This is a genomic window from Stenotrophomonas sp. KH_029 (assembly GCF_057839765.1).
In genome coordinates this window covers 2,013,766-2,028,708 of record NZ_CM174498.1, presented here as the reverse complement: position 1 = coordinate 2,028,708, position 14,943 = coordinate 2,013,766, and the positions used below count along the sequence as shown (strand labels likewise).

Below are 14,943 nucleotides of genomic sequence, written 5' to 3'. Positions count from 1 at the left end.
GCCATCTTTAGGGGATTCTGCAGCTTTTTCGACGCGTTCGGGCGCCGGTTCAGCATTGTGTTCAGCGCGTCACAAAAACGTCGCCGGTGGCCGCCACGGTGCCCTGCACGATCTTGCGCGAGGACAGGTTCTCCACCGAGACCCGCTCATTTTCACCGGCATCGGCCAGGGCCTTGCCCGCCACGCGGACTTCGACCCCGCCAAACCGCGACACCAGGGCGACGCTGTCGCCGCGGCGCACCAGGCGCTGGGCGACCAGATCGTTGGCCGCCAGCAGGCTGCCGGCGCTGAGGGTACGCCGTGCCACCCGCCCGACCGCGGCGGCCGGGTCGGCCAGTGCGGCGCCGGCAATGCGGGCCACGTCGCGCTGGGCAGTCGTGATATCGGCCGCGGCGATGGTTTCTCCAGCAGCGATGCCGCGGTTGAGAATGAGCACAGTCTGGTTGCGGCGGATCTTGACCGGCACGAACAGCCGCCAGCCGCCCGCATCCGGGCAGCTCACTTCTACTGTAGTGGTGCCGGTGGGCTGGGCGCGCAGGCCCTGGCCGCAGGCCGGCAGGCGCAGCGCCGAATCCAGGGTGGTGTCGCCCTCGCTGCCGGCCGGCAGGGTCGACAGGGCGGCGGCGCGGATGCTGTCCACCGGCTGCCAGGTGCCGGCGGCGAGCGCGGGCACGCCCGCCAGGGCAAGCAGGACAAGGATGATCCAACGCATGGCAACTCCACGGGCAAGGCACATGGGCAGCGTCCTGCAAGCGGCGTGCCGGACATCCCCGGGCGGGCCGCTCAAGTCGGGCGCGCCAGCGCCGATACTGCTTCCATGTCACATGACCTGCTCAACCGCATCGACCAGCGTACGCGCCTGGCCGGCCACAATCGTCTGGCCCTGCTGCTGTTCCGGCTCGGCGGACGTCAGCTTTTTGGCGTGAACGTGTTCAAGGTGCAGGAAGTCCTGCGCCGCCCGGACCTGTTCCAGGTACCCGGGCTGCCCAGCCAGTTCGCCGGGGTGGCCGATGTGCGGGGCCGCTCGGTGCCGGTGCTGGACCTGGGCCTGGCGATCGGCCACCCCGAACGCGAGCCCGACGCGGACACGGCGCCGGGCTATCTGGTGGTGACCGAGTTCAACCGTTCGATCCAGGGCTTCCTGGTCAGCGGGGTGGAACGGATCGTCAATATCGCGGTGGAGGACATCCATCCGCCGCCGGAGCTGGGCGCCGAATCGAGCTACCTGACCGCGGTGACGCGCTTCCAGGGCGAGCTGATCCAGGTGATCGACGTGGAAAGCGTCCTGGCCGATATCGCGCAGGTGCGCGGCGAGGCGGTGCTGGACCCGTCGCTGGCGATGCCGGCCGATGGCCCGCAACTGCAGGTGCTGGTGGTGGACGATTCGCGGGTGGCCCGCCAGCAGATCCGCAGCGTGCTGGACCAGCTGGGGGTGGGCGCGACCCTGCTGTCGGACGGCAGGCAGGCGCTGGACCACCTGCTGCAGATCCATGCGGCCGGGGAGAACCCGGCCGAACGCTACGCGATGGTGATCTCCGACATCGAGATGCCGGCGATGGACGGCTATACGCTGACGACGGAAATCCGGCGCCATCCGGGCCTGGCCGGGCTGTACGTGCTGCTGCACACCTCACTGTCGGGCGTATTCAACAACGCGATGGTCGAGCGGGTGGGCGCCAATGCCTTCGTGGCCAAGTACTCCCCCCACGAGCTGGCCGACTTCGTGCTGGACCGCCTGCGGAAGGTGGCGTTGGCTGCTTGATGCTGGTTGTTGGTTGACCGGTGTTTCAAGCCGCGGTTGGATGGCTGGGTGCGGGCTGGGGCGAATGGGGTGGCGGGACACGCCGTGAACCCATCCCTGGGGGCTTGGCGAAAACTTGCTCGCATGCGCTGTCCTGCGCATCCGGCAAGGCCTGGGTTGAGCATCCTGCCCAACCCGCCCGGCGCATGCGCCGGACCCATGTTTTCGACAGTCCCGCCACCCCATTCGCCCCAGCCCGCCGACAGTGGGTCGGCGCCTTGGGATCAAGCAGTCTTTTGGGGTTGGAGGAGCCGGGCAGAGCCCGGCTCTACGGCGTTTCACCGTTTTCTACGATTTCCCGCCGCCTCACCTCTCCGGTAGTGCCTGCCATGAACGCCTGCTCTGGTCATGCGTCGGCTCACAGCAGCCGAGCACGGCTCGGCTCTACCCTGGTCCGCTGCCACTCCAGGTTGAGCGCGGCATTGTTCATTGAAAAACCCAGCCCGCCGCTGGGTTTTTTTGTGGGCGTCGCAGCGCTTCAGCCGGGCATGGCCCGGCTCTACCTCGCCTGCGTAGCAGGCGTTGCCGGCCAGCGGCCGGCACTACCCTCCCCTTCGCCGGCTGTGCCCTTCCATCCGGCGACGCAGGCGTGTCCGGGCGAGGGTCGGCAGAGCCTGCCAGGACCGTTGGGCGCCATGGATGGCGCCCACGAGCCCCCAAGGGTGAAGGCGCATTGCTTGCGAGGCACTGCCTCGCATGCGACTGAACGCACAGCCGTCAGCGGCTGGGCCGGGCCGCGGAGCGGGGTTTACGGCGTGTCCCGGCAGGGTCTACCGCCCCTCGCCATACGTAGCAGCGAATAGCACGTACAGCACCAATCTCACTATTGGCACGTCGCTTGCACCCTCCCCCACATCGTCCCGTGGGAGCGCGCCATGCCCAATCTGATTTCCGACTATCTGGGGGTCCATGCCCAGGCCATGCCGTTGCGCGAGCAGCGGATGAAGCTGATCGCCAGCAACCTGAGCAATGCCGACACCCCCGGGTACAAGGCCCAGGACCTGGACTTCGATGCCGCCCTGCGCAACGCCCAGGGCCTGGACAGCAACGGCCTGATGAAAACCACCAACGAACAGCACTACGCCATCGGCGGCGGCCTCAACCCCTTCCAGATCACCAAGGAAGGCGTGCAGCCCAGCATCGACGGCAACACCGTCGACCCCGATGCCGAACGTGCCGCCTACGGCCGCGCCGCGCTGGAATACCGCGCATCGCTCAGCTTCGTCGAATCCAAGGTGCGCTCCATGCTCACCGCCATCACAGGCCAATAAGCCATGAGCAACCTGCCCATCTTCGACATCGCCGGCTCGGCCCTGCAGGCCCAGTCGGTGCGCATGAGCACCATCGCCTCCAACCTCTCCAACGCCGACAGCGTGGCCGGCTCGGCCGATGCGGTCTACAAGCCGCTCGAACCGATCTTCCAGTCGGTCACCAGCCGCACCGACCCCAACATCACCACCGTCCAGGTCAAGGAAATCAGCCAGAGCCAGGCCGCGCCGATCAAACGCTACGAGCCCGGTCATCCGCTGGCCGACGGCGACGGCTACATCTACCAGCCCGACGTCGACCCGGTCGCGCAGATGGTCAACCTGATCTCGACCTCGCGCAATTACCAGGCCGGCGTGGAAATGCTGAGCACCGCCAAGGAACTGGCGCTGGCCACCTTGACCATGGGTCGCTGACCCCACACTCCCCAGGACATCCCGTCATGAGCAGCACCAACGGCGTCGGCCAGAACAACAGCGACATCTACAAGGCGCTTGGCCTCAACGCGCCCAACAGCGACATGAGCAAGAAGAAAAGCACGCTCGACCAGGCCGATTTCCTGCGCCTGATGACCGAGCAGCTGCAGCACCAGGACCCGCTCAAGCCGATGGACAACACCCAGATGGTGGCGCAGATGGCGCAGCTGTCCCAGGTCCAGGGCATCACCGACCTCAACACCACCGTCAAGGGTTTCCAGGACCAGATGTCCGGCGACCAGATCCTGCGCGGCGCCGCCCTGGTCGGGCACGAGGTGCTGATCCCCTCGACCAAGTGGTCGCTGGAAGCCGAAGGCGGCACCAACGGCATGGTCGCCGCCCCCGGCGCCGGCTTCGTCAACGTGGACATCACCGATGCCAACGGGGTCAAGGTCAACACCCTGAGCGTGGAAGCCAAGGCCGGCGGCGAAGTCAGCTTCGCCTGGGACGGCAAGGACGCCAACGGCAACCGCATGGCGCCGGGCAGCTACACCATCGCGGCCACCTTCACCGACAGCGCCGGCGCCAAGACCAAGGCCAACACCTACGTCGAGGCACCGGTGGAGAGCGTCACCGTCGGCTCGGACGGGCTGTACCTCAACCTCAAGGGCCTGGGTACGGCCCCGATCGACTACGTGCTCCGCATCAGCTGAGCCGCCCCACCCCGCATACCAGGAGCAATCCCATGGGCTTCAATGTTTCGTTGTCCGGCATCAACGCCGCCAATGCCGATCTGAACGTCACCGCCAACAACATCGCCAACGTCAACACCACCGGCTTCAAGCAGTCGCGCGCCGAGTTCGCCGACCTGTTCTCGGCCACCAGCTACGGCCTGTCCAAGAACGCCATCGGCCAGGGCGTGCGCCTGACCAACGTGGCCCAGCAGTTCTCGCAGGGCAACAACGAACAGACCGGGCGCAGCCTGGACATGGCCATCGCCGGTGAGGGCTTCTTCACCATGACCATGAACGGTGCCCGGGTGTACTCGCGCGCCGGCAACTTCCAGACCGACCAGGCCGGCTTTGTGACCAACCCGCAGGGCGCGCGCCTGCAGGTGTTCGCCCCCAACGCCGACGGCACCAGTTTCGACGCCGGCCGCCTGGTCGACCTGCAGCTGCTGACTACCGACAGCCCGCCCAAGCAGACCGGCAACGTCAATGTCAGCTTCACCCTGCCGGCCAACGCCAAGGTGCCCACGGTCACCCCGTTCAGCCCGACCGACTCCAACAGTTACAGCCAGTCCACCGGCGGCATCACCGTCTACGACTCGCTGGGCGTCAGCCATACCCAGACCTCCTACTTCGTCAAGACCGCCACCGCCAACCAGTGGCAGGTCTACAACTACGTCGACGGCCAGGCCGCCGGCGCGCCGACCACGCTGACCTTCAACGATGCCGGCACGCTGACCGCGCCGGCCAACGGCAAGATCACCCTCAATCCGTTCACCCCCAGCACCGGCGCCGGCCAGCTGGCGCTGACCCTGGACATCAGCGGATCCACCCAGTACGGCGAGAAGTTCGCGCTGCGCAACACCCGGCAGGACGGCTACGCCGCCGGCAAGCTCAACGAAATCACCGTGTCCGAGGAAGGCGTGGTCTATGCGCGTTACTCCAACGGCGACGACAAGGCGCTGGGCCAGGTCGCGCTGACCACCTTCAACAACGCCCAGGGCCTTGAAGCCAAGGGCAACAACCTGTGGGTGGAGACCTTCAACTCCGGCACCCCGCGTACCGGCGCGCCGGACAGCTCCAACCTGGGCAAGGTCCAGGCCGGTTCGCTGGAGGCCTCCACGGTCGACCTGACCGAACAGCTGGTCAACATGATCACCGCCCAGCGCAACTTCCAGGCCAACTCGCAGATGGTCTCGACCATGGACCAGATCACCCAGACCATCATCAACATCCGTTGATGAGCCACTGACCGCATCACGGGACTACAACCATGGACAAGGCGCTCTACGTGGCGATGACCGGCGCACGTGCCTCGCTGCAGGCACAGGGCACGCTCTCGCACAACCTGGCCAACACCGATACCCCCGGCTTCAAGGAGGCCCTGGCCAACACCGAGGCCTTCCCGATCAAGGGTTCCGGCTACGCCTCGCGGGTGGACGCCCTGCACGTGGACGCCGGCTTCAACCGGCGCATGGGCGCCCAGCAGATCACCGGCAACCCACTGGACCTGTCGCTGCAGTCGGGCAACTGGCTGGCGGTGCAGGCCCCGGCCGGCGGCGGCGAGGCCTATACCCGTGGTGCGGCGCTGTCGATCACCCCCAATGGCCAGCTGGTGACCGCCGGCGGCCATCCGGTGCTGGACGAGAACGGGGCACCGATCGCCATTCCGCCGCACCAGGCGATGGACATCGGCAACGACGGCACGATCTCGATCATTCCGCTGGGCGAAGGCCCGCAGACCATGGCCAACATCGGCCGGATCCGCGTGGTCGCCGCTGCCGATGAACGCCTGGAGCGCGGCCTGGACGGACTGATGCGCAATACCGACCCGCAGCAGCCGTTCGTGCAGGCCCAGGGCAAGTCGCTGGAAAGCGGCCAGCTGGAAGGCAGCAACGTCGATGCGGCCGGTGCGCTGGTGCAGATGATCCAGCTGCAGCGCCAGTACGAAATGCAGGTGAAGGTGATCAAGCACGGCGATGACAACGCGCGCAGCGCCAACAGCCTGCTGCGCCTGGGCGGCTGATCGCGACGCCGGCGCGCCGGCGCCATGAAACCGGCGCGGTTATGGCACGCACCATGCATCTGCCCCTGCAACGGCCACCCCACGTGGCCACCCGTACCAACACAGGAATATCGCCATGAACCAGGCATTGTGGATCGCCAAGACCGGACTGGATGCGCAGCAGACGCGCATGTCGGTGGTTTCCAACAACCTCGCCAACACCAATACCACCGGTTTCAAGCAGGACCGTGCCAGCTTCGAAGACCTGCTCTACCAGCAGGTGCGCCAGCCCGGCGGTGCGTCCTCGGCACAGACCCAGCTGCCGACCGGCCTGCAGATCGGTACCGGCGTGCGGGTGGTGGCCACCTCCAAGAACTTCGAACAGGGCAGCCAGCAGCAGACCGGCCGCGCGCTGGATGTGATGGTCAACGGCCGCGGCTTCTTCGAAGTGCAGATGCCCGATGGTTCGTCGGCCTATACCCGTGACGGCTCGTTCCAGCGCAACCAGCAGGGCGAACTGGTCACCAACAGCGGCTACCCGGTGCAGCCGGGCATCCAGATCCCCGAAGGCGCGCAGTCGCTGACCATCGGCACCGACGGCACCATCAGCGTGAAGATGGCCGACGACGCCGCCTCGGTGGAAATCGGCGCGCTGACCCTGACCGACTTCGTCAACCCGGCCGGCCTGCAGGCCCGCGGCGAAAACCTGTTCCTGGAAACCACCGCTTCCGGCCCGGCCCAGAACGGCAACCCCGGTCTGAACGGCCTGGGCAGCGTGGTCCAGGGCGCGCTGGAAGGCAGCAATGTCAACGTGGTCGAAGAGCTGGTGTCGATGATCGAAACCCAGCGCGCCTACGAAATGAACGCCAAGGCGATCTCCACCACCGACGCGATGCTCGGCTACCTCAACCAGAACGTCTGATCGGTCGAACCGGGAACCCTGCCATGTCGCTCCTGCGCCCTACCCTCCGCCTGCTCCCGGCCTGTGCCGTGGTCGCCCTGCTCGGCGGCTGCGTCATCGCCGGCGATGTCCGGCCCTACCCGGCGATGGCGCCGGTCACCCCGATCGTGGCGCCCAGCGCGCCGGCCACGGCCGGTGCGATCTACGCCGCCGGCCCCGGCCTGCAGCTGTACTCGGACCGCCGCGCGCGCGATGTCGGCGACCTGCTGACCATCACCCTTACCGAAAGCACCACCGCCCAGACCACCGCCAACACCACCACCGCCAAGGACTCGGAGCTGACCATCGGCAGCCCCAACCTGTTCGGTGCGCCGGTGACGCTGGGCGGCAAGGACATCCTCAGCGCCAGCGCCAAGGGCGAACGTGATTTCGCCGGCAAGGGCACCAGCGCGCAGAGCAACCGGCTGCAGGGCAGCGTGACCGTCACGGTGATGCAGCGCCTGCCCAACGGCAACCTGGTGGTCCAGGGCGCCAAGAACCTGCGGCTCAACCAGGGCGATGAGCTGGTGCAGGTGCAGGGCATCGTGCGCGCGGCGGACATCTTCCCCGACAACACCATTCCGTCCAGCCGCGTTGCCGATGCCCGCATCGTCTACGGCGGCCGCGGCCCGGTCGCCCAGTCCAATGCGATGGGCTGGCTGAGCCGCTTCTTCAACTCGGCGTTGACGCCGTTCTGAGCCTGACATGACCCTTTCCTTCTCCCTGTTCCGGCAGCGACGCATCGTCTCGTCCTACCCGGCACGCGTCGCCATCGCATTGCTGGCGATGTTCGCGCTCGCGGCGCCGGCCTCTGCCGAACGCATCAAGGACCTGGCCCAGGTCGGCGGCGTGCGCACCAATGCACTGGTCGGCTACGGCCTGGTGGTCGGCCTGGACGGCAGCGGCGACCGCACCAGCCAGGCGCCCTTCACCGTGCAGAGCCTGAAGAACCTGCTCGGCGAGCTGGGCGTGAACGTGCCGGCCAACGTCAACCCGCAGCTGAAGAACGTGGCCGCCGTGGCGATCCACACCGAACTGCCGCCGTTCGCCAAGCCCGGCCAGCCGATCGACATCACCGTGTCCTCGGTCGGCAACGCGGTCTCGCTGCGTGGCGGTTCGCTGCTGATGGCACCGCTGCGCGGTGCCGATGGCCAGGTCTATGCGATCGCCCAGGGCAACCTGGTGGTCGGCGGCTTCGGCGCGCAGGGCAAGGACGGCTCGCGGGTGTCGGTGAACGTGCCCAGCGTCGGCCGCATTCCCAATGGCGCCACCGTCGAGCGCGCGCTGCCGGATGTGTTCAGCGGTGGCGGCGACATCACCTTGAACCTGCACAAGAACGACTTCACTACCGTGTCGCGGATGGTGGCCGCGCTCAACAATGCCTTCGGCGATGGCGCGGCGCGGGCGATCGACGGGGTCACCGTGGCGGTGCAGTCGCCCAGCGACCCGGGCGCCCGGATCGGCCTGCTGGCCCGCATCGAAAACCTGGAACTCACCCCCGGCAGCGCGCCGGCCAAGGTGGTGGTCAATGCACGGACCGGCACGGTGGTGATCGGTTCGCAGGTGCGGGTGGGCGCCGCGGCCATTTCGCACGGCTCGCTGACGGTGACGATCAACGAGAACACCAACGTCAGCCAGCCCAATGCCTTCGGCAACGGCCAGACCGTGGCCACGCCGCAGTCCACCATCACCGCCACCAACGACGGCAGCCGCATGTTCAAGTTCACCGGCGGCACCACGCTGGATGAGATCGTGCACGCGGTCAATGCGGTGGGCGCCGCCCCGGGCGACCTGATCGCCATCCTGGAAGCCCTCAAGCAGGCCGGCGCGCTCAGCGCCGAACTCGAGGTGATCTGATATGCGCATCACCCCCGCACTGGAACTCAACCCGGCCCAGGCCAACAGCCCGGCCAAGGTCGACAAGGTCGCCCGCCAGCTGGAAGGCCAGTTCGCGCAGATGCTGGTCAAGAGCATGCGCGATGCCAGCTTCGGCGATGCGCTGTTCCCGGCCGAAAACACCATGTTCCGCGAGATGTACGACAAGCAGATCGCCGAGGCGATGACCCGCGGCCGCGGCCTGGGCTTGTCGGCGATGATCACCCGCCAGCTCGGTGGCGCCCAGGCCGAGGCGGCCACGCCCACCGACACTGCCCTGAACCCGGCCGCCGCCCTGCGCGCCTACCGGCTCAACGCACCGGCGGCCGCGCCGATGGCGCTGCCGGGCGCTACCGCCCCGGCCGGCGCCAACAGCGAAGTGGAGATGCTGCAGCAGCTGCGCGGCGCCGATCCGTCGGCGGTATTGCAGCCGATGGAACGCGCGCTGGACCTGATCGCCGGCCGCGAAAGCAGCCAGATGCACGAGGCGATCGGCCGCAGCGACCCGTATGCGGCCGCGCCGGGGGTCAATGACCCGAGCCGGGAAAACTGGGCCGCGCTGGCCAACGACCGCTGGAGCGGGGTCAACGACGGCGCCGCTGCGCGCGGGCCCGGCGCGGTCGATACGCTGGCGGCCAACACCGCCGCCGCCAAGCTCGGCCCGCATACGCCGGAAGGCTTCGTGGCCAGCATCTGGGGCCATGCCCAGCAGGCCGCGCGCGAACTGGGCGTGGACGCCAAGGCGCTGGTCGCCCAGGCCGCGCTGGAAACCGGTTGGGGCCGCAAGCTGGTGCAGCGCAACGGCGGCGGCAGCTCGCACAACCTGTTCGGGATCAAGGCCAATGGCTGGAGCGGTGAGCGCGCCCGCAGCGGCACCCATGAATACGTGGATGGCGTGCGCCGCAACGAAACCGCCAGCTTCCGCGCCTATGGCTCGGTCGGCGACAGCTTCGCCGACTACGTGAAACTGCTCAAGAACAGCCCGCGCTACCAGAACGCGCTGCAGGCCGGCAGCGATGTGCGTGGCTTTGCGCAGGGCCTGCAGAAGGCCGGCTACGCCACCGACCCCGGCTACGCGGCCAAGATCGCCGCCATTGCCGGCGGCCCGACCATCGAGCGCGCCATCGCCGCCGTGGGCGATGCCAGCCAGCGCCTGGGCCAGACTTTTGCCAGCACCGCCAGCCCGACCGGGCTGGGTGCCATCCGCCGTTGAGGTAATCCATGTCCAGCGTACTTTCCACCGGCACCAGCGCCCTGCTCGCCTTCCAGCGGGCGCTGGCGACCACCAGCCACAACGTGGCCAACATCAACACCCCCGGCTATACCCGGCAGAAGGTCGACTTCGCCACCGCCAACCCGCAGAACTTCGGCTATGGCGACGTCGGCAACGGCACCCGCATCACCGACATCCGCCGCGTTGCCGACCAGCTGGCGATCTCGCGCCTGCTCGATGGCAGTGGCGAGCTGGCCCGCCTGAAACAGCTGTCGAGCATGGCCGACCGCGTCGATGCGATGTTCTCCGACACCGCCACCAACGTGTCCGGGGTCTGGTCGAGCTTCTTCGATACGGTCAGCGGGCTGTCCTCCAATGCCTCGGGCACCTCCGACCGGCAGAACATGCTCGACGGTGGCAAGACCCTGGCCAGCCGCTTCCAGCAGCTCAACGGCCAGCTCGATACGCTCAATGGCGAAGTCAACAATGGCCTGATCGCCGGCGCGTCGGAGATCAACCGGCTGGCCAAGGAGATCGCCCAGCTCAACGGCGCCATCGGCGGCAACGCGGCCAATGCCGCGCCGGACCTGCTCGACCGCCGCGACCAGCTGATCGCCAACCTGGTCGGCTACACCGGCGGCAACGCGGTGATGCAGGACGGCGGCATCATGAATGTCTACACCGCCGGCGGCCAGGCCCTGGTGGTGGGCACCACCGCGTCGCGGGTCACCACCGTGGCCGACCCGTACATGCCCGAGCGCCTGCAGCTGGCGCTGGAGAGCGCCGGCCAGACGATCTCTCTGGCGCCCAAGACCCTGGGCGGCCAGATCGGTGGCCTGCTGGAATTCCGCGACACCGTGCTGACCCCCACCCAGGCCGAGCTGGGCAAGCTGGCCATCGGCATGGCCAGCAGCTTCAACGATGTGCATCGCCAGGGCGCCGACCTGTACGGCAACCTGGGCGGCGACTTCTTCAACATCGGCAACCCGCGGGTCACCGGCAACGCCAACAACACCGGTACCGCCGGCATGACCGCCCGTTTCGGCGACCTGTCCAAGCTGGACGGGCACAACGTGGTGCTGAAGTTCGACGGCACCCAGTGGCAGGCCAGCCGCGCCGACACCGGGGCGACGATCCCGATGACCGGCACCGGCAGCGCCGCCGATCCGCTGCTGCTCAATGGCGTGGAACTGGTGATGAGCGGCACCCCGGCGCTCAACGACCGCATGCTGCTGCAGCCCACCGCCGGCGTGGCCGGCAGCCTGGCGGTGGCGATCACCGACACCTCGCGGATCGCCGCGGCCGCGCCGATCAAGGGCAGCGCCGCGATGGCCAACACCGGCACCGGCAAGCTCACCGGGGTGAAGGTCGCCGACCACAACAATGCCGCCCTGCGCAATCCGGCTGCGATCGTGTTCACCAGCGGCACCCAGTACACCATCGACGGCGCCGGCCCGTTCACCTACACCGCCGGCCAGACCATCAGCGCCAACGGCTGGAGTTTCGTGCTCGACGGCGCCCCCAAGACCGGCGACACCTTCAACATCGCGCCCACCCCGGCCGGCTCGTCGGACAACAGCAACGCCCTGCTGCTGGCCAAGGTGGAACAGGCCAAGGCGTTCAACGATGGCACGGTGACCCTCGGCGGCGCGCTCGGCGGGCTGACCACCCAGGTGGGCGCGGCCGCACGCGCGGCCGACTACTCGCTGCAGGCCCAGCAGGTGATCACCGACCAGGCCCAGTCCGCGCGCGATGCGGTATCGGGGGTCAACCTGGACGAGGAAGCGGCCGACATGCTGCGCCTGCAGCAGGCCTACCAGGCCGCCTCGCAGCTGATCTCCACCGCCGACAACATGTTCCAGACCATCCTCGGAGCCGTAAGCCGATGAACAACCGCATTTCCACCGGGATGATGTTCCAGCAGTCGGTATCGCTGATGATGGCCAAGCAGGCCAAGATGAGCCACCTCGAACAGCAGATCGCCACCGGCCGCCGCCTGGTCACCGCCAAGGACGACCCGGTCGCCTCCGGCGCGGCCGTGGGCCTGGACCGCACGCTGGCCTCGCTGGACCGCATGAAGCTCAACGCCAACAACGTGCAGAACCGGCTGGGCCTGCAGGAGAACGCGCTGGCCCAGGTCGGCGACATGATGGGGCGGATCACCGAGCTGACCATCTATGCCAACAATCCGGCGCTGGCCGCGGCCGACAAGCAGTCGATGGTGACCGAGATCGAGGCGATCCGCGGCAACCTGCTGGCGCTGGCCAACAGCACCGACGGCACCGGCCGCTACCTGTTCGGCGGCACCGCCGATGACAGCCCGCCGTTCAGCCAGGTCGACGGCAAGGTGGTCTACAACGGCGACCAGAACCAGCGCCAGGTCGAGGTCGGCCCGGACACTTACGTGCTCGACGCCCTGCCCGGCAGCGAGATCTTCCTGCGCATCGGCACCGGCGACGGCCACGTCGACGGCGCGGCCAACACCGCCAACACCGGCACCGGGGTGCTGACCAATGTCACCCGCGACGGCAGCGACAGCTGGAACGGCCAGCCCTTCAGCGTGCGCTTCACCGCCGCCGACCAGTACGAAGTGCTCGACGCCGGCGGTGCGGTGGTGTCCACCGGCACGATGAAGGCCGGCGATGACCTGGTGCTCAACGGCGTGCGCCTGCACATCGACGGCAAACCGGCCGCCGGCGACCGCTTCGAGGTCAGCGCGGCCACCAGCCGCGATATCTTCAGCACCCTGGACAGCCTGATCGGCTCGTTGAAGATGGACACCGGCAGCGCCGGCAAGTCGGCCGCCCAGCAGAACCTGCTGCAGAGCGGCCTGCGCGACGTTGCCCGCGCCTCCGAACGGATGATCGACTCGCGCGCCGCCGGCGGTGCCCAGCTCAAAGCGCTGGACAATGCCGCAGACATGCGCGAGTCCAACACGGTCACCCTCAAGGGCACGCTGTCGCAGATGCGCGACCTGGACTACGCCGACGCGATCAGCCAGTACCAGCTGGAAAGCACCGCCCTGCAGGCCGCGCAGACCCTGTTCTCGCAGATGCAGCAGATGTCGTTGTTCAACGTGTTGCGCTGACCGCGCGACACCAAAGCCTGGTTGGCCCGAAGGCCGCGATGCGTTGAGCATCGCGGCCTTTTTTTTGCGTCGTCAAATGCGCCAGCGCTGGAGTCGACGCCTGGCGCGCCCGCGCGCGCGTGAGAGCGTGCAAGCCTGCTTCGATGCGCAGCATGCGTTCGTCGCGCCGATCCCCGTTATCGGCAGTCGTTTGGGAACCGACCCTACCGCATTCTCAGCCACATGGATGCGTGTCATTGGATTGCTTGAACGCTAGCCGCCTCTCGCTCTTCCCCTGCGCACCGACCCACTTTGGAAGGGTCGGCCCGGGTGGGTTGGCGGGACCGTCGAAAACATGGATGTTTTCGCCGAGCCTTATCTGTTCGGAATCTGGCAGCGTAGGCGTCGAGAGCCGGCGTGGGCCGCCGTGCAAGCCTGGATCTCGACGATCGTCATGGAGCTTGGCGCCCACGCCGGAATCTCCCTTGATCCGCCCGAACAGTTGCTGGAGCTGACACTCGCAGTGATAAGACTGGGCAAGCGGGGGAGCTCTCGACCCTTCCAGACTATACGGAGTCGGGCGATGAACGGGATCGGGATTGATGTCAGCAAGCGCCAGCTTGATGTTGGCACGACGGACGGGGAGACCCTGCGGGTCAGCAATACCCGCTCTGGCTTTGCTGAATTGGACGCTTGGCTGAGGAAACACCCGGCGATCCAGATCGTGCTGGAGGCCACCGGCGGCTACGAGCAGCCCGTGCTGGACTTCCTGCACAAGGCAGGTCATCCGGTGGTCCGGGCCAATGCCCTGCGGGCCCGAAAACTGGCCCAAGGCCTTGGCCAGGTGGCCAAGACCGACCGTTTGGACGCCTATGCATTGGCGCAGATGGCTGCCTTGGTGAAACTGCCTTCCTATCAGCCGCTGGAGCCTTGGCAGCAGAAGATGCGGGAATTCGTGTGCGCACGTCGACAGGCGATGCACGCGCTAACCGTCGCGCGGCAGCAACAGGAAATGGTGGGCAATCGTGAATTGCGCCAGCTGCTGCAGACCAATATCACACGCCTGCATACGCTGGTTGAACGACTGGGAAAGCAGATTGCCGAGCAGGTCTCTCAGCAGCCTCAACTGGCTGTGCTGAAGTCGATGAAAGGCGTCGGTCCAGGGCTGCAGGCGGTACTGGCCAGTTATCTGCCCGAGCTGGGCAAGATCAGCGGCAAGGCCATCGCCAGTCTGGTTGGGGTGGCGCCGATGTCCCACGACAGCGGGACGATACGTGGGAAACGAAGCATCCATGGCGGCAGAGCCGAGATCCGTCAGGTGCTTTATATGGCCAGCATGTCGGCCATGCGGCATGAACCGCGATTGCGCGACTTTTATCAGTCGCTGCGAGCTCGCGGCAAGGAAGGCAAAGTGGCCATCGTGGCGGTGATGCGGAAGATGCTGGTGATCCTCAACGCCCGCGTGCGCGACGCCCAAAGCGGATCGATCCCCGCCTGACGCGCGCCCGTAGGGCCTCAAAAGGCTGCCGGCCAGCGGCCGGCACTACCGTGCCTGCGCGCCGGGCACGGGGAAGCTCCCCGGCAACACAGTTGCTCCAAGGATGGATTTACGGCGTGTCCCGCCAACCCGCC

General features: G+C 67.5%; 14 protein-coding genes. 13 read left to right on the top strand and 1 reads right to left on the bottom strand.

The features are described 5' to 3' along the window. Positions 1-61: 61 nt before the first annotated feature. Positions 62-712, bottom strand: a complete 651-nt coding sequence (gene flgA / locus AC3ITM_RS09345) for a flagellar basal body P-ring formation chaperone FlgA (RefSeq protein ID WP_489269904.1) — start codon at positions 710-712, stop codon at positions 62-64. 105 nt (positions 713-817) lie between these two features. Between flgA and AC3ITM_RS09340 the strand changes: the two genes are divergently transcribed. The 13 genes from AC3ITM_RS09340 (at position 818) to AC3ITM_RS09280 (ending at position 14,809) form a co-directional block, all read left to right on the top strand. Continuing rightward, complete coding sequence (locus AC3ITM_RS09340; protein ID WP_489269903.1) at positions 818-1,762, top strand: chemotaxis protein; 945 nt, start codon at positions 818-820, stop codon at positions 1,760-1,762. Positions 1,763-2,676: 914 nt separating this feature from the next. Beyond that, positions 2,677-3,072 (top strand): flagellar basal body rod protein FlgB, encoded by a 396-nt coding sequence (gene flgB, locus AC3ITM_RS09335; RefSeq protein WP_259202569.1) that lies wholly within the window; start codon positions 2,677-2,679, stop codon positions 3,070-3,072. Between the two features lie 3 nt (positions 3,073-3,075). Beyond that, positions 3,076-3,483: a flagellar basal body rod protein FlgC gene (gene flgC, locus AC3ITM_RS09330; RefSeq protein WP_489269902.1), complete on the top strand. Its 408-nt coding sequence runs from the start codon at positions 3,076-3,078 to the stop codon at positions 3,481-3,483. Positions 3,484-3,509: 26 nt separating this feature from the next. Then, entirely contained in the window at positions 3,510-4,196 is a 687-nt protein-coding gene (locus AC3ITM_RS09325) for a flagellar hook assembly protein FlgD (RefSeq protein ID WP_489269901.1), read from the top strand. Positions 4,197-4,228: 32 nt separating this feature from the next. Then, positions 4,229-5,452 (top strand): flagellar hook protein FlgE, encoded by a 1,224-nt coding sequence (gene flgE / locus AC3ITM_RS09320; protein ID WP_489269900.1) that lies wholly within the window; start codon positions 4,229-4,231, stop codon positions 5,450-5,452. Between the two features lie 32 nt (positions 5,453-5,484). Then, complete coding sequence (locus AC3ITM_RS09315; RefSeq protein ID WP_489269899.1) at positions 5,485-6,237, top strand: flagellar basal body rod protein FlgF; 753 nt, start codon at positions 5,485-5,487, stop codon at positions 6,235-6,237. A gap of 115 nt (positions 6,238-6,352) precedes the next feature. Next, positions 6,353-7,138, top strand: a complete 786-nt coding sequence (gene flgG / locus AC3ITM_RS09310) for a flagellar basal-body rod protein FlgG (RefSeq protein WP_228886933.1) — start codon at positions 6,353-6,355, stop codon at positions 7,136-7,138. 23 nt (positions 7,139-7,161) lie between these two features. Further along, positions 7,162-7,854 carry a flagellar basal body L-ring protein FlgH gene (gene flgH / locus AC3ITM_RS09305; protein ID WP_489269898.1) on the top strand — a complete coding sequence of 231 codons (693 nt, stop codon included), beginning with the start codon at positions 7,162-7,164 and terminating at the stop codon, positions 7,852-7,854. Positions 7,855-7,861: 7 nt separating this feature from the next. After that, on the top strand, positions 7,862-9,013 hold the full coding sequence (locus AC3ITM_RS09300; protein WP_489269897.1) for a flagellar basal body P-ring protein FlgI: 1,152 nt from the start codon (positions 7,862-7,864) through the stop codon (positions 9,011-9,013). A gap of 1 nt (position 9,014) precedes the next feature. Beyond that, positions 9,015-10,244, top strand: a complete 1,230-nt coding sequence (locus AC3ITM_RS09295) for a glucosaminidase domain-containing protein (protein ID WP_489269896.1) — start codon at positions 9,015-9,017, stop codon at positions 10,242-10,244. An 8-nt stretch (positions 10,245-10,252) separates the two neighbouring features. Continuing rightward, the gene (gene flgK / locus AC3ITM_RS09290; RefSeq protein ID WP_489269895.1) at positions 10,253-12,133 is read left to right on the top strand and encodes a flagellar hook-associated protein FlgK; all 1,881 of its coding nucleotides are present in this window, start codon (positions 10,253-10,255) and stop codon (positions 12,131-12,133) included. Then, complete coding sequence (gene flgL, locus AC3ITM_RS09285; protein ID WP_489269894.1) at positions 12,130-13,332, top strand: flagellar hook-associated protein FlgL; 1,203 nt, start codon at positions 12,130-12,132, stop codon at positions 13,330-13,332. The genes flgK and flgL overlap by 4 nt, the downstream gene beginning before the upstream one ends. Before the next feature lie 562 nt (positions 13,333-13,894). Next, a complete protein-coding gene (locus tag AC3ITM_RS09280) occupies positions 13,895-14,809 on the top strand; it encodes an IS110 family RNA-guided transposase (RefSeq protein ID WP_489266115.1) in 915 nt (304 codons plus the stop codon). The last annotated feature ends 134 nt before the right edge of the window (positions 14,810-14,943 follow it).

Excerpts from the sequence above, each read along its gene's own strand:
- flgA (WP_489269904.1), bottom strand. The coding sequence starts at position 712 with ATGCGTTGGATCATCCTTGTCCTGCTTGCCCTGGCGGGCGTGCCCGCG.
- AC3ITM_RS09340 (WP_489269903.1), top strand. The coding sequence starts at position 818 with ATGTCACATGACCTGCTCAACCGCATCGACCAGCGTACGCGCCTGGCC.
- flgB (WP_259202569.1), top strand. The coding sequence starts at position 2,677 with ATGCCCAATCTGATTTCCGACTATCTGGGGGTCCATGCCCAGGCCATG.
- flgC (WP_489269902.1), top strand. The coding sequence starts at position 3,076 with ATGAGCAACCTGCCCATCTTCGACATCGCCGGCTCGGCCCTGCAGGCC.
- AC3ITM_RS09325 (WP_489269901.1), top strand. The coding sequence starts at position 3,510 with ATGAGCAGCACCAACGGCGTCGGCCAGAACAACAGCGACATCTACAAG.
- flgE (WP_489269900.1), top strand. The coding sequence starts at position 4,229 with ATGGGCTTCAATGTTTCGTTGTCCGGCATCAACGCCGCCAATGCCGAT.
- AC3ITM_RS09315 (WP_489269899.1), top strand. The coding sequence starts at position 5,485 with ATGGACAAGGCGCTCTACGTGGCGATGACCGGCGCACGTGCCTCGCTG.
- flgG (WP_228886933.1), top strand. The coding sequence starts at position 6,353 with ATGAACCAGGCATTGTGGATCGCCAAGACCGGACTGGATGCGCAGCAG.
- flgH (WP_489269898.1), top strand. The coding sequence starts at position 7,162 with ATGTCGCTCCTGCGCCCTACCCTCCGCCTGCTCCCGGCCTGTGCCGTG.
- AC3ITM_RS09300 (WP_489269897.1), top strand. The coding sequence starts at position 7,862 with ATGACCCTTTCCTTCTCCCTGTTCCGGCAGCGACGCATCGTCTCGTCC.
- AC3ITM_RS09295 (WP_489269896.1), top strand. The coding sequence starts at position 9,015 with ATGCGCATCACCCCCGCACTGGAACTCAACCCGGCCCAGGCCAACAGC.
- flgK (WP_489269895.1), top strand. The coding sequence starts at position 10,253 with ATGTCCAGCGTACTTTCCACCGGCACCAGCGCCCTGCTCGCCTTCCAG.
- flgL (WP_489269894.1), top strand. The coding sequence starts at position 12,130 with ATGAACAACCGCATTTCCACCGGGATGATGTTCCAGCAGTCGGTATCG.
- AC3ITM_RS09280 (WP_489266115.1), top strand. The coding sequence starts at position 13,895 with ATGAACGGGATCGGGATTGATGTCAGCAAGCGCCAGCTTGATGTTGGC.